The sequence below is a fragment of the Micromonospora globispora genome, from assembly GCF_003857015.1.
Classification (GTDB): Bacteria; Actinomycetota; Actinomycetes; order Mycobacteriales; family Micromonosporaceae; genus Micromonospora; species Micromonospora globispora.
Window position 1 is genome coordinate 14,644 of record NZ_QGGF01000783.1, and the last position, 13,311, is coordinate 27,954.

Consider the following 13,311-nt stretch of genomic DNA (forward strand, 5'->3'; position numbering starts at 1 on the left):
CACATGTCAGGATTGCTCGACACGTGACCAAACGGACAGGAGAGTCAGTTTGCGAGACCAGGAGACCTACGTTCCCTACGAGGACGACGAGCTCGACGCCACCACCGGCGAGTACGAGCTGTCGGAGCGGCAGGCGCTGCGGCGGGTCCCCGGCCTCTCCACCGAGCTCACCGACATCACCGAGGTCGAGTACCGCCAGCTCCGGCTGGAGCGGGTCGTCCTCGTCGGCGTCTGGACCGAGGGCACGCAGAGTGACGCGGAAAACAGCCTGACCGAGCTGGCGGCGCTGGCCGAGACGGCCGGCTCGCAGGTGCTCGAGGGGCTGATCCAGCGGCGCAACCGCCCCGACCCGGCCACCTACATCGGCCGGGGCAAGGTCGACGACCTCGGCTCGGTGGTCCTCTCCACCGGCGCCGACACGGTGATCTGCGACGGTGAGCTGTCCCCGTCCCAGCTGCGCAACCTGGAGCAGCGCACCAAGGTCAAGGTCGTCGACCGCACGGCGCTGATCCTCGACATCTTCGCCCAGCACGCCAAGAGCAAGGAAGGTAAGGCGCAGGTCGAGCTGGCCCAGCTCCAATACCTGCTGCCGCGCCTGCGTGGTTGGGGTGAGACCCTTTCCCGGCAGACCGGTGGTAGCGGCCGCGGCGGTGGCGCCGGCGGCGGCGTGGGTCTGCGTGGTCCCGGTGAGACCAAGCTCGAGACCGACCGGCGCCGGATCCGGCACCGCATCGCGCGGCTGCGCCGCGAGATCAAGGGCATGACGACGGTACGCCAGACCAAGCGCGCCCGCCGGTCCCGTAACGCCGTCCCCGCGGTGGCGATCGCCGGCTACACCAACGCCGGCAAGTCCAGCCTGCTCAATCGCCTGACCGGGGCGGGTGTGCTGGTCGAGAATGCGCTCTTCGCCACCCTGGACCCGACCACCCGGAGGGCCACCACCTCCGACGGCCGGCTCTACACCCTCTCCGACACGGTCGGCTTCGTCCGGCACCTGCCGCACCAGATCGTCGAGGCGTTCCGCTCGACGCTCGAGGAGGTCGGCGACGCCGACCTGGTGGTGCACGTCGTCGACGGCACCCACCCGGACCCGGAGGAGCAGGTGCGGGCGGTCCGTGAGGTGCTCGCCGAGGTGGGCGCCGACCGGCTGCCCGAGCTGCTGGTGGTCAACAAGACCGACGCGGCCGACGAGGAGACGCTGCTGCGGCTCAAGCGGCTCTGGCCGGAGGCGGTCTTCGTCTCGGCCTACTCCGGGCGCGGGCTCGACGGGCTGCGCGAGGCGATCGAGGAGCGGCTGCCCCGCCCGGCGGTGGAGGTCCACGCCGTGCTCCCGTACGACCGGGGTGACCTGGTGGCCCGGGTGCACCAGCAGGGTGAGGTGCTGAGCACCTCCCACCTGCCGGAGGGGACTCTGCTGCACGTCCGGGTGGGCGAGGCGCTCGCCGTCGAACTGGCGCCGTACCGCGCCGGGGACCGGCTCGTCGAGGAGGAGCGGGTGGGCGCCGGCCGGTGAGGCGTCCGGCGTCACCCGCCCGGGTAACCGGGCATGCGACACTTGGCCCCATGCGGCACGCTGTCTCCTCGGTCACGGTTGCCCTCGGCCTGCTCGGCGCAACCGTGGCGCCTGCCGGGCTCGCCCTGGCGGCCCCTGCCGCGGCCCCCGTGTCGGCCGCGGCCCCCGGCAAGAAGAAGTGCACGGTCGAGGACGAGCGACTTCGCGAGCTCTCCGGCCTGGTGGCGACGAAGACCGGCTACATCGTGATCAACGACAGTAGCGAGTCGGAGAGCCGCAAGAAGGTCTTCTACCTCGACACCAAGTGCGAGATCTCGAAGGAGCCGGTGAGCTACTCCGGGGCGGGGCCGTTCGACACGGAGGACCTGGCGCTCTCGCGGGACGGCAAGACGCTCTGGATCGCCGACACCGGGGACAACCTCACCAGCAGTACGCACCGGGAGCGGGTCGCGGTCTGGAGCATGCCGGTCAGCGGGTTGAAGAAGCCGCTGCTGCACCGCCTCGCGTACCCGCAGAAGGAGCCGCACGACGCCGAGGCGCTCCTGATGGGTGACGACGGCATGCCGCTGATCATCACGAAGGTGCCCACCGGCAAGTCCGAGATCTTCACCCCGGCGGCGCCGATGAAGACGGGCGACACCGACGCGGTGCCGATGAAGAAGGTCGGCGAGATTTCGCTGCCGAAGACCACCACCGACAACAAGCTGGGCGCGGTCGGCCGGGTGACGATCACCGGTGCCGCCCGCTCGCCCGACGGCAGCAAGGTGGTCGTCCGGACCTACGCGGACGCCTTCGAGTACGACGCGACCGGCGGGAACATCGTCGGCGCGCTGACCACCGGCAAGCCCCGGATCACCCCGCTGTCCGACCCGTTCGGTGAGGCCATCTCCTACACACCCGACGGGAAGTCGTTCGTGACGGTTTCCGACGGCGGTCAGATGGCCCCGGACGAGCCGATCGAAATCCTCGGCTACGTCCCGTCGACCAAGGGGATCGAGGCGCTGCCGGCCGCTGGTGAGGTGGCGAAGCCGCGCGCCGAGAAGTCCTGGGTCGAGGGGCTGACCCTGGACGAGATCACCTACCTGATCGCTGCCGTCGGCGTGATCGGCGCGCTGCTGGTCGGCGCGGGCATCTTCGGCATCCTCCGGGCCCGGCGTAAGCCGGCGCCCACCGAACGGTCCGACGGGCCCGACCGGGACGACGACTTCCCGGTCAACGGCTACGACGACCGCCGCGCCGGCCCGGTGGAGGGCAATCTGCCGCCGGGTGGGCCGCGGGACGGTGTCTACGGCGGTGGCGCACCGCAGGGCGGCGTGTACGGCGGCGGCCCGGCGAACGGTACGCCCGGCCGGGCCGGTGGCTCCGGCGGCGTATACGGCGGTGGTGGTGGCCGTCCGCAGGGTGGGGTCTACGGCGGAGGCGGCGGCCGCCCGCAGGGCGGCGGCGTCTACGGAGGTGGATCCCAGGGCGGCGGCTACGGCGGCGGACGCACCGAACCGCCTCGACCCGATCGGGACTACCGCGAGCCGCGGGGCGGCCGCCACGGCGGCTACGACGACGGCCGCAGCCAGTACGGGCAGGTGCCCGGCGGCCGCGAGTACCGGGGCGACCGCTACTGAGCGCGAAACCGGGTGACCGCCCTGCGGCGGTCACCCGGTTCGGGCATCGTCAGATCCGGCGCAGCACCGCGACGACCCGCCCCATGATGGTGGCGTCGTCGCCGGGGATCGGGTCGAAGGCCGGGTTCTGCGGCATCAGCCAGACGTGGCCGTCGCGCCGCCGGTAGGTCTTCACAGTCGCCTCGCCGTCGAGCATGGCCGCGACGATGTCGCCCACCTCGGCGGTCGGCTGCTGGCGGACCACCACCCAGTCGCCGTCGCAGATCGCCGCGTCGAGCATCGAGTCGCCCTTGACCTGGAGCATGAAGACCTCGCCCTCACCGACCAGCTCGCGGGGCAGGGGGAAGATGTCCTCCACCGCCTGCTCGGCGAGGATCGGGCCACCGGCGGCGATCCGGCCGAGCATCGGCACGTACGCCGGGGCGGGGCGCTGCGCCCGGGCCGCCTCGTCGTCGAGCACGTCGCTGGGGGCGCGGACGTCCACCGCGCGGGGGCGGTTCGGGTCGCGCCGCAGGAAGCCCTTCTTCTCCAGCTCCTTGAGCTGGTAAGCGACGCTGGACGGGGAGACCAGGCCGACCGCCTCGCCGATCTCCCGGACGCTCGGCGGGTAGCCGTGCCGCTCGACCCAGGTGCGGATGAACTCCAGGATGCGGCGCTGCCGGGCGGTCAGGTCGACCGTGGCGGGGTCGGGAAAGCTGCTCACCACGGGGGTGACGGGGCGTACGGCGGCCGCCGCCCGACTGCGCGCGGCGCGGGGGCGTCGGGTCGCCGGCGGACCCGCCCCGTCGATCGGCTGCGGGTTTTTCTGCCGGCTGGCCCGGTCCTCGGTCACGTCCGTCCCTCCCTGGTCGGCGCTGGGTGCCTTGGCGGCTCGTGGTGCGTGTGGGTGGTGCTGCCGACCGGCCCGACGCGACACGCCGGGCCCGGTCGTTCTTGACCGTATAGGTGAGATCGGCCATTTTCAAACATCTGTACGACCTGTTGTCGGCGTGTCGCGGTGAAATCCTGGATTTCCGAACGCGTGTTCTGGTAAATGGTACGTCGCCCTAGAACGCATGTTCTATCGGCGCGCCGCGTGACCCGACGGAGAGTCGTCCGTTGGGCTCGTCGGCGAGGTGGGACGGGTGGTGATTCTGATGACGCGCCGGACACGCCGTTCAACTTGACCACGGTTGGGCGACGGCATACGGTCAACCCCTAGATGTAGTAGTCACACGGGCGTAAGTCGCCTACAGGTTGGGTCCGACTACCGACCGCACTCCCGTACCGCCGACCCGGCGGGGGCCATCGAGGGATGGTCTCGCCGCGGTGACGCGTGCCCGGGAGCAGGTCGGTGCGCCCGCGGTCGATGAAGGAGGTCAGGCGATGCGGTGTCCGTACTGCCGGCATGCCGACTCCCGAGTGGTCGACTCGCGGGAGGCCGACGACGGCCAGCTCATCCGGCGGCGGCGATCCTGCCCGGAGTGCGGCAAACGGTTCACCACCGTCGAGGAGGCGGTGCTCGCGGTGGTCAAGCGCAGCGGGGTGACCGAGCCGTTCAGCCGTACGAAGATCATCGGCGGGGTGCGCAAGGCGTGCCAGGGCCGGCCGGTCGACGACGACTCGATCGCGCTGCTCGCGCAGAAGGTCGAGGAGACCGTCCGCGCCAAGGGGGCCGCTGAGATCCCGAGCCAGGAGGTCGGGCTGGCGATCCTGGGGCCGCTGCGCGACCTGGACGAGGTGGCCTACCTGCGCTTCGCCAGCGTCTACCGGTCCTTCGACTCGCTCGCCGACTTCGAGCGCGAGATCGAGACGCTGCGGGCCGCCGCACGCGCCCGGGACGGCGCCGGGGCCGAGGCGTTCGACGCCGCCGGCCGTACCAGTTGAGTTTTGCGGATTTCTGACAGTTGAGGATGCGCGGTGGGTGACCGCGCAGACGAGGGGGGCGAGGGCGTGACGACCAGCAAGTCACGGAACAAGGCCGGGGCGGGGCTGAAGATCGAGCGCGTCTGGACGACCGAGGGGGTGCATCCCTACGACGAGGTCGCCTGGGAGCGCCGCGACGTCGTGATGACGAACTGGCGGGACGGCTCGATCAACTTCGAGCAGCGCGGGGTGGAGTTCCCCGAGTCCTGGTCCGTCAACGCGGCCAACATCGTGACCACCAAGTACTTCCGGGGCGCGGTGGGGACCCCGGAGCGGGAGTGGTCGCTGCGGCAGCTGATCGACCGGGTGGTCGGCACCTACCGCACCGCCGGTGAGGAGTACGGCTACTTCGCCAGCCCGGCCGACGCGGAGATCTTCGCGCACGAGCTGACCTGGATGCTGCTGCACCAGGTGTTCAGCTTCAACTCGCCGGTCTGGTTCAACGTGGGCACGCCGTCGCCGCAGCAGGTCAGCGCGTGCTTCATCCTGTCGGTCGACGACTCGATGGACTCCATCCTGGACTGGTACAAGGAGGAGGGGCTGATCTTCAAGGGCGGTTCCGGCTCCGGCGTCAACCTGTCCCGGATCCGCTCCTCCCGGGAGCTGCTCTCCTCCGGCGGCACCGCCTCCGGCCCGGTCAGCTTCATGCGCGGCGCGGACGCGAGCGCGGGGACCATAAAGTCCGGCGGCGCCACCCGGCGCGCGGCCAAGATGGTCATCCTCGACGTGGACCACCCGGACATCGAGGAGTTCGTGGTCACCAAGGCGCGCGAGGAGGACAAGATCCGCGCGCTGCGGGACGCCGGCTTCGACATGGACCTGGGCGGCGCCGACATCGTCAGCGTCCAGTACCAGAACGCCAACAACTCGGTCCGCGTCTCCGACGAGTTCATGTCCGCGGTGGAGAACGGCGGCGGCTTCGACCTGCGCGGCCGGCTCGACGGGCAGACCATCGAGACGATCGACGCCCGGAAGCTGTTCCGCACGATCTCCCAGGCCGCCTGGGAGTGCGCCGACCCCGGCCTGCAGTACGACGACACCATCAACGACTGGCACACCTGCCCGGAGACCGGGCGGATCACCGCGTCGAACCCGTGCTCGGAGTACCTGCACCTGGACAACTCCTCGTGCAACCTGGCCTCGCTCAACCTGATGAAGTTCCTCCGCGCCGACGGTGGCTTCGAGGTGGAGAAGTTCGTCAAGTCCGTCGAGTTCGTCATCACCGCGATGGACATCTCGATCTGCTTCGCCGACTTCCCGACCGAGAAGATCGGCGAGACCACCCGCGCCTACCGGCAGCTCGGCATCGGGTACGCCAACCTGGGCGCGCTGCTGATGGCCACCGGCCTGCCGTACGACTCGGAGCAGGGGCGTTCGGTCGCCGCGGCGATCACCTCGCTGATGACCGGTACCGCGTACCGCCGCTCGGCCGAGCTGGCCGGCATCGTCGGCCCGTACGAGGGCTACGCCCGCAACGCCGAGCCGCACAAGCGGGTCATGCGCAAGCACGCCGCCGCCAACGACGAGATCAAGCCGGCCGGCACCGTGGCCACCGCCATCCAGCGGGAGGCCACCAAGCAGTGGACCCTCGGCAACAAGGTCGGTGACAGGTTCGGCTGGCGGAACTCGCAGGCCAGCGTGCTCGCCCCGACCGGCACCATCGGCCTGATGATGGACTGCGACACCACCGGCGTCGAGCCGGACCTGGCGCTGGTCAAGTTCAAGAAGCTGGTCGGCGGCGGCTCGATGCAGATCGTCAACCAGACCGTGCCGCGCGCCCTGCGCAGCCTCGGCTACCCCGAGGAGCAGGTCGAGGCGATCGTCGAGCACATCGCCGACCACGGCCACGTGGTGGACGCCCCCGGCCTCAAGCCGGAGCACTACCCGGTCTTCGACTGCGCCATGGGCGAGCGGTCCATCGCGCCGATGGGGCACGTGCGGATGATGGCGGCGGTCCAGCCGTTCATCTCCGGCGCCATCTCCAAGACGGTCAACATGCCGGAGCAGGCGACCGTCGAGGACGTCGAGAAGATCTACTTCGAGGGCTGGAAGCTCGGCCTCAAGGCGCTGGCGATCTACCGGGACAACTGCAAGGTCGGCCAGCCGCTGTCGGCCGCGAAGAAGAACAAGGCGGCCGAGCCGGCGACCACCCAGACCGCCGCCGTCGAGCCGGTGGTGCAGAAGGTCGTCGAGTACCGGCCGGTGCGCAAGCGGCTGCCCAAGAAGCGTCCGTCGCAGACGATCTCCTTCTCGGTCGGCGGCGCCGAGGGCTACCTCACCGCCTCGTCCTACCCGGACGACGGCCTCGGCGAGGTCTTCCTCAAGATGTCGAAGCAGGGCTCGACCCTGGCCGGCGTGATGGACGCCTTCTCGGTGGCCATCTCCATCGGTCTCCAGTACGGCGTCCCGCTGGAGACGTACGTCAGCAAGTTCACCAACATGCGCTTCGAGCCGGCCGGCATGACGGACGACCCGGACGTGCGGATGGCCGCCTCGGTGATGGACTACATCTTCCGTCGCCTGGCCCTGGACTTCCTGCCGTACGAGCGCCGCGCGGAGCTGGGCATCTTCACCGCCAAGGAGCGGGCCGCCCAGCTCCAGGCCGAGGCGGAGGCGGAGGCGAGCGGTGCGGACCTCACCGCGATGGCCGCCTCCGCCCCAGTCGAGAGCAAGCCGGAGGAGCCGAAGGTCAGCGCGGTCGCCCAGCCGGCGCAGGAGGTGGCGGACGTCGCCGCCGCCAAGCCGGCGCCGTCCGTCGGCTCCAGCACGGAGCTGCTGGAGGCTGTGATCGGCAAGGCCGCCGACGCGCCGCTCTGCTTCACCTGCGGTACGAAGATGCGGCCGGCCGGTAGCTGCTACGTCTGCGAGGGCTGCGGCTCCACCAGCGGCTGCAGCTGATCCGCTGACCGCTCAGGGCGGGTGGGCACCTCGGGTGCCCGCCCGCCCTTCGGTTTCTCCGGGTTCTCGTTACCGGCCGGCCGACCGGCCGTGGTGGAAGAGCCGGCCGAGGCGTTCCTCCGCCTGGCTGAACCCGGAGACGGTGGTTCGGGCCTGCGGGGCGGCCGGACGTACCTGGTCAGGGTCCGGCCCAGGTGAGCGGCGCCGCGACCAGAATGATCAGCGGTACGGCCAGCCAGGCAACCCGATGCCACTCTTCCACCAGACGATCGGTCGAGACGGGACTCCGGTCAGGCGGGCGGGAAGTCGCGCATCCGGCGCAGCGGGGAGCAGACCACGAAGAGCGACGCGCTCCAGGTGCCGAGCACGCAGATCCACAGCGCCGGTCGCAGTCCCAGCTGGCTGCCGAGCGCGCCGCCGAGCAGCGCGCCGAGCGGGATCACCCCGAAACAGATCCACAGGAACGCGGCGTTGACCCGGCCGAGCAGCTCCGGCGGGGTGATCCGCTGCCGGTACGACATGGCCGCCACGTTGAACAGCACGGCGTTGGCGGAGAACGCGGCGAGGCCCACGCCGTAGAGCAGCACGCCCCACCCCGGCTGGGCCAACGGCATCAGCGCGTAGAGCGGTCCGGGCGCGGCCATCGCCACCCAGATGATCCGGGCCGAGCCGAGCCGGCGGGCCAGCCGCGTCGCCGTCGCCCCCGCCAGCAGCCCGCCGACGGCGCTGACCGAGAAGACCAGCCCAACCATCGGCGGCGAGGCGTGCAGCTCGCGCAGCATGAAGGTGACCTCGATCGAACCGGTCGCCATCACGAAGAAGTTCGACGTGGTGGTACAGGCGAGGATCTTCAGCAGGATCGGCTGCCGGCGGACGAAGGCGAGCCCGCCGGTCAGGGCGGCGCGCAGCGGGACCCGGTCGGTGTCGGCCGGTTGCCCGGCCGGTGCCGCCCGGATCAACAGCAGCGTCACCGCGCTGATCGCGAAGGCGAGCCCGGTGCTCCAGAACGTCCGGGCCGCCCCGACCAGGCCGGTCAGCGCGCCGCCGAGGCTCGGCCCGACGAGCTCGGCGGCATCCTGGCTCATGGTGAGCTTCGCGTTGCCGTCCAGCAGGTGCTCATCCGCCACCAACCGGGGCAGCCAGCTCTTGTACGCCACGGTGAAGAGCACGGTCAGCACCCCGCCGAGCCCCACGACGACGTACAGGAAGGGAAGGGTGAGCGCGCCGGCCAGCGCCGCCACCGGGACCGACAGCATCAGCGCCGCCCGTCCCAGGTCGCAGGCGATCATCAGCCGCCGCTGATCGACCCGGTCGGCGACCATCCCGGCGGGCAGCGAGAAGAGCAGGTACGGCAGCCAGGCCAGGAAGGTCAGCAGGGAGACCTGGAAGACGGTGGCGTCCAGGGTGGCCGCCGCCAGCAGCGGCACGGTCACACCGGAGATCCGGGTGCCGACCTCGCTGACCGTCTGGCCGCCCCAGAGCAGCAGGAAGTTCCGGCTGCGCCAGAGCGAGGGGCGGGGCAGGGGCGGCGCCTCCTGCGTCAGTTGCTGGGTCATTGCTCGAGCCGTCCGTCGGGGTGCGCGCCCGGCTGGCCGCGCGCCCGGGCACCCTATCCGCGGCTCCCCGAGCCGGGCAGCCGATTTCCGGGCGGCCGGCCGTGCCTCCATGTGTGCCGGGAACGTGTGGGGACGGTATGCCACGCCGCCGGCCGCTAGGGTTTCCCGGCGTGACGGAACCGCACTGGATGACCGAAACCCGAGCCGCCTACGACACTGTCGCCATCGACTACGCCCGGCTCATACCCGACGTGGTGGAGGGGCCGCTGGACCGGGGCGTGCTGGCTGCCTTCGCCGAGCTGGTCGGCGGGGCGGGCCCGGTCGTCGAGGTCGGCTGCGGCACCGGCCGGATCACCGCCCACCTGCGCGACCTGGGACTGGACATCTCCGGGATCGACCTGTCACCCGGGATGCTCGAGGTGGCCCGCCGCAACCACCCGGGGCTGCGCTTCGACGTCGGGACGATGACCGATCTGCCGTTGCCCGACGGCGGCCTCGCCGGTCTCGTCGCCTGGTACTCGATCATCCACGTGCCGCCGCAGCGGCTGCCCGGGGTGTTCGCCGAGTTCCACCGGGTGCTCGCCAAGGGGGGCCGGTTGCTGCTCGGCTTCAAGGCCGGCGACCGGCGCGTCCGCCTCGAGCAGGCGTACGGCCACACCGTCTCGTACGACGTGCACTGGCTGTCGGCGGACCGGGTCGCCGCGCAGGTGGCCGACGCCGGGTTCGAGGTGCGGGCCCGGTTGGACCGGGAAGCCGAGGGGCAGGAGAAGGGTCCCCAGTCGTTCATCATGGCGGTCCGGCCAAGCGGTACCGCCCGATGAGCGTCGCCCTCTTCACCCTCGGCGGGACGATCGCGATGGCCGGGGCCGGGCCCGGGGGCGTGGTCGCCCGGCTGACCGGCGCGCAGCTCACCGCCGCCGTGCCGGGGCTGGCCGACCTCGCCGAGCCGCTGGAAGTCCGGGACGTGGAGGCGGTGCCGAGCGCCGCGCTGACGTACCGGCAGATCCTGGACCTGGTCGACGCGGCCGGCGCGGCCGTGGCGGCCGGCGCGACGGGCGTGGTGGTGAGCCAGGGCACCGACACCCTGGAGGAGACCGCGTTCCTGGCCGACCTGGTGTGGCCACACGCGGCGCCGCTGGTCTTCACCGGCGCGATGCGCAACCCGACCCTGGCCGGTCCGGACGGTCCGGCGAACCTGCTCGCCGCCGCCCGGGTCGCCGCCGCGCCGGCCGCCCGTGACCTGGGCGTCCTGGTCGTGTTCAACGACGAGGTCCACGCCGCCCGGTTCGTTCGCAAGACGCACAGCACGAGCACGGCCACCTTCGCCTCGCCCAACACCGGCCCGCTCGGGCACGTGATCGAGGGGGAGGTACGGCTGCTGACCCGGCCGGCTCGGCACGCCCCGCTGCCCCCGGTGGACCGGGACCGGCTCGCCACCACCCGGGTGGCCCTGCACACGGTGACCCTGGACGACGACGTCGCGCTGCTGGACGCGGTGGCCCGCGGTCGGCAGGGGCTGGTGGTCGCCGGCTTCGGCGTCGGCCACGTACCCCCGGACTTCGCGCCGGCGCTCGGCGCCCTGGCCGAACGGATTCCGGTGGTGCTCACCTCGCGCACCGGCGCCGGAGCGGTGCTGCGGCACACGTACGGCGCGGTCGGCTCGGAGACCGACCTGCAGCGGCGGGGCCTGCTCAACGGCGGGCTGCTCGACCCGTACAAGGCGAGGGTGCTGCTGCGGGTGCTGCTGGCGGCCGGCGCGGGGCGCGCGGAGATCGCCGACGCGTTCGCCCGGCACGGCTGACCGGTGCCGGTGAGCGGAGGAACCCCGGCCGGGCGAACCGGCTGCTGCGACATCAGCGGTCCGCCGCACACCGTGCCCCGCGCCCGGCGAGGAGCCGGTTCCGCCTCCGTAGACTCGCCCGGTGACCGGAGAGCGACGTCCCCTGGCGGACCGGCCGTTGACCGAGCCGCACCCGTCGCGGCTGTCGCCGGACCACCCCGACCGGGCGCGGATCCTCGCCGCGCACGCGGCCGCCCTGGCCGCCGGCGAGGCGGGCTACCTCGACCCGGCGACGGGGCTCTTCGTGCTCAGCGCCGCTTTCCTGGCCCGCCGCGGCACCTGCTGTGGGCGAGGGTGCCGGCACTGTCCGTATGTGGACGATTGAGGGCTTCCGCCCGACCGGGGCAGCCCGTACGGTGTCCGACGGACATCCGGCGGGGGATCCGCCGACGAGGGCGGAGGTTCAAGCGTGCACGGGCGGATCTGGCTCGCCGGAGTGGCCGTGGTGCTGACCGCCGGCTGTGCCACGGAGGCCGGGCCGGTGGCGGTTCCCGCGGCGGAGCCTGTGACGGTCGAGGTGGCGGCCGCCTCCTCCGGGGGCGCCTGCCGACTGCTGGACTTCGCGGTGATCGCCAAGCACACCGGCGGCCGGTTCGACGTGGCGGCGGCCAGCGAGCGCGGGGACACCCACACCTGCGTGGTCCGGGCCGAGCGGGCGATCCTGCCGGAGCTGACCCTCACGGTCACCGAGACCTCGATCGACAAGTCCACCTTTACGATGGACGTGCTGCCCGACGGGGCGAAGAAGGTCAGCAAGCTCGGCAAGATCGCCTACCTCCGGACGCTGCCCAAGACCGCCAAGGTCGGCCCGTCGGCCGAGGTGGGCTGGCTCGCCACCGAGGGCCGGCTGGCCACCCTGCGGTGGACCTGCCCACGCGGCACCGACAAGGCGACCGCCGAAGCGGTCGCCGGCAAACTGGTCAACCTGGCGAAGGCGATCGACACCCGGCGGATGTGAGCCGCCGGGGGAGTCAGTGGGCGGCGACGAACACCCGGGAGGCGACCTCGCGGGGCAGCCGGATCCGGTCGCCGGAGCGGTCGATCGAGACGCCGTCGCGCTCCTGGGCCACGGTCACTGTGGCACCCGGGTCGACACCCGCGGCGTGCAGCTGACGCAGCACGTCCGCGTCGGTCTGCACGCTCTCGCAGATCCGCCGGACCACGACCTGACCGGAGAGGCCGGGGAAGGCCAGGTTGCGCTCGGCCTCGGCCCCTTCGGTGTCGGGCTGCTCCGGGCTGCCCAGCTCCTCCAGGCCGGGGATCGGGTTCCCGTACGGCGAGCGGGTCGGGCGGTTGAGCAGGTCGTAGACCCGCTTCTCCACCGCGTCGCTCATCACGTGCTCCCACCGGCAGGCCTCCTCGTGGGCCTCCTCGTAGGGCATCCCGATCACGTTGACCAGCAGCAGCTCGGCCAGGCGGTGCTTGCGCATCACCGACACGGCGGTGCCGCGGCCGAGCTGGGTGAGCGACAGGTGCCGGTCGCCCTCGACGGTGAGCAGGCCGTCCCGCTCCATCCGGGCGACGGTCTGGCTGACGGTGGGGCCGCTCTGGCGCAGCCGCTCGGCGATCCGGGCGCGCAGCGGCGGCACCCCCTCCTCCTCCAGCTCGAGGATGGTGCGCAGGTACATCTCGGTCGTATCGACCAGGTCATGCTTCACGTCAGCGGCCTCCCGGTGGTCGATGCTACCGCGCAGCTGAAACAATCGACGGCCGGCGAACCGCGAGGTGACTGCCTGGATGGTGTTGACTGGACCGCATGTCCGGAACCGAGGAGCTGCTGGTCGACGCCGACCAGCTCGCCGCCGAGCTCGACCGCCCCGATCCGCCCACCCTGCTCGACGTCCGCTGGCGGCTCGTCGGCCCGCCCGGCCGGGACGACTACGCCGCCGGTCACCTGCCCGGCGCGGTCTTCATCGACCTGGACACCGAGCTCTGCGGCCGGCCCGGGGCCGCCGGCCGGCATCCGCTGCCCGACCCCGC

The 13,311-nt window shown here is 72.0% G+C and carries 12 protein-coding genes; 9 read left to right on the top strand and 3 right to left on the bottom strand.

Annotated elements, in window-relative coordinates:
• Positions 1–49: 49 nt before the first annotated feature.
• Positions 50–1,513 (top strand): GTPase HflX, encoded by a 1,464-nt coding sequence (gene hflX / locus DKL51_RS34010; protein WP_124813284.1) that lies wholly within the window; start codon positions 50–52, stop codon positions 1,511–1,513.
• A gap of 50 nt (positions 1,514–1,563) precedes the next feature.
• Positions 1,564–3,132 (top strand): hypothetical protein, encoded by a 1,569-nt coding sequence (locus DKL51_RS34015; RefSeq protein WP_124813286.1) that lies wholly within the window; start codon positions 1,564–1,566, stop codon positions 3,130–3,132.
• 49 nt (positions 3,133–3,181) lie between these two features.
• Here the strand turns inward: DKL51_RS34015 and lexA are convergent, their stop codons facing one another.
• Positions 3,182–3,964, bottom strand: coding sequence for a transcriptional repressor LexA (lexA, locus tag DKL51_RS34020; RefSeq protein ID WP_109947511.1), 783 nt, complete (start codon positions 3,962–3,964; stop codon positions 3,182–3,184).
• A 533-nt stretch (positions 3,965–4,497) separates the two neighbouring features.
• Between lexA and nrdR the strand changes: the two genes are divergently transcribed.
• Positions 4,498–4,998, top strand: coding sequence for a transcriptional regulator NrdR (nrdR, locus tag DKL51_RS34025; protein ID WP_109947512.1), 501 nt, complete (start codon positions 4,498–4,500; stop codon positions 4,996–4,998).
• A gap of 33 nt (positions 4,999–5,031) precedes the next feature.
• Positions 5,032–7,935, top strand: coding sequence for a vitamin B12-dependent ribonucleotide reductase (locus DKL51_RS34030; RefSeq protein ID WP_124813288.1), 2,904 nt, complete (start codon positions 5,032–5,034; stop codon positions 7,933–7,935).
• 290 nt (positions 7,936–8,225) lie between these two features.
• On the opposite strand, the gene DKL51_RS34035 is transcribed toward DKL51_RS34030, so the two are convergent.
• The gene (locus DKL51_RS34035; RefSeq protein WP_124813290.1) at positions 8,226–9,491 is read right to left on the bottom strand and encodes an MFS transporter; all 1,266 of its coding nucleotides are present in this window, start codon (positions 9,489–9,491) and stop codon (positions 8,226–8,228) included.
• Positions 9,492–9,661: 170 nt separating this feature from the next.
• On the opposite strand from DKL51_RS34035, the gene DKL51_RS34040 reads away from it, so the two are divergent.
• The 4 genes from DKL51_RS34040 to DKL51_RS34055 all read left to right on the top strand — a co-directional run bounded on the left by DKL51_RS34040 (position 9,662) and on the right by DKL51_RS34055 (position 12,289).
• Positions 9,662–10,312 (top strand): class I SAM-dependent DNA methyltransferase, encoded by a 651-nt coding sequence (locus DKL51_RS34040; RefSeq protein ID WP_260428772.1) that lies wholly within the window; start codon positions 9,662–9,664, stop codon positions 10,310–10,312.
• Entirely contained in the window at positions 10,309–11,292 is a 984-nt protein-coding gene (locus tag DKL51_RS34045) for an asparaginase (RefSeq protein WP_124813292.1), read from the top strand. Before DKL51_RS34040 ends, DKL51_RS34045 begins: the two co-directional genes overlap by 4 nt.
• Positions 11,293–11,413: 121 nt before the next feature.
• Positions 11,414–11,656: a DUF5522 domain-containing protein gene (locus DKL51_RS34050; protein WP_109947517.1), complete on the top strand. Its 243-nt coding sequence runs from the start codon at positions 11,414–11,416 to the stop codon at positions 11,654–11,656.
• An 84-nt stretch (positions 11,657–11,740) separates the two neighbouring features.
• Positions 11,741–12,289: a hypothetical protein gene (locus DKL51_RS34055; protein ID WP_124813294.1), complete on the top strand. Its 549-nt coding sequence runs from the start codon at positions 11,741–11,743 to the stop codon at positions 12,287–12,289.
• 13 nt (positions 12,290–12,302) lie between these two features.
• Here DKL51_RS34055 and DKL51_RS34060 read toward each other — a convergent pair whose 3' ends face one another.
• Complete coding sequence (locus DKL51_RS34060; RefSeq protein ID WP_109947521.1) at positions 12,303–12,989, bottom strand: iron-dependent transcriptional repressor DtxR; 687 nt, start codon at positions 12,987–12,989, stop codon at positions 12,303–12,305.
• Between the two features lie 98 nt (positions 12,990–13,087).
• On the opposite strand from DKL51_RS34060, the gene DKL51_RS34065 reads away from it, so the two are divergent.
• A partial coding sequence (locus DKL51_RS34065; RefSeq protein WP_260428773.1) for a rhodanese-like domain-containing protein occupies positions 13,088–13,311 on the top strand: 224 nt, incomplete at its 3' end.

Excerpts from the sequence above, each read along its gene's own strand:
- nrdR (WP_109947512.1), top strand. The coding sequence starts at position 4,498 with ATGCGGTGTCCGTACTGCCGGCATGCCGACTCCCGAGTGGTCGACTCG.
- DKL51_RS34035 (WP_124813290.1), bottom strand. The coding sequence starts at position 9,491 with ATGACCCAGCAACTGACGCAGGAGGCGCCGCCCCTGCCCCGCCCCTCG.
- DKL51_RS34015 (WP_124813286.1), top strand. The coding sequence starts at position 1,564 with ATGCGGCACGCTGTCTCCTCGGTCACGGTTGCCCTCGGCCTGCTCGGC.
- DKL51_RS34045 (WP_124813292.1), top strand. The coding sequence starts at position 10,309 with ATGAGCGTCGCCCTCTTCACCCTCGGCGGGACGATCGCGATGGCCGGG.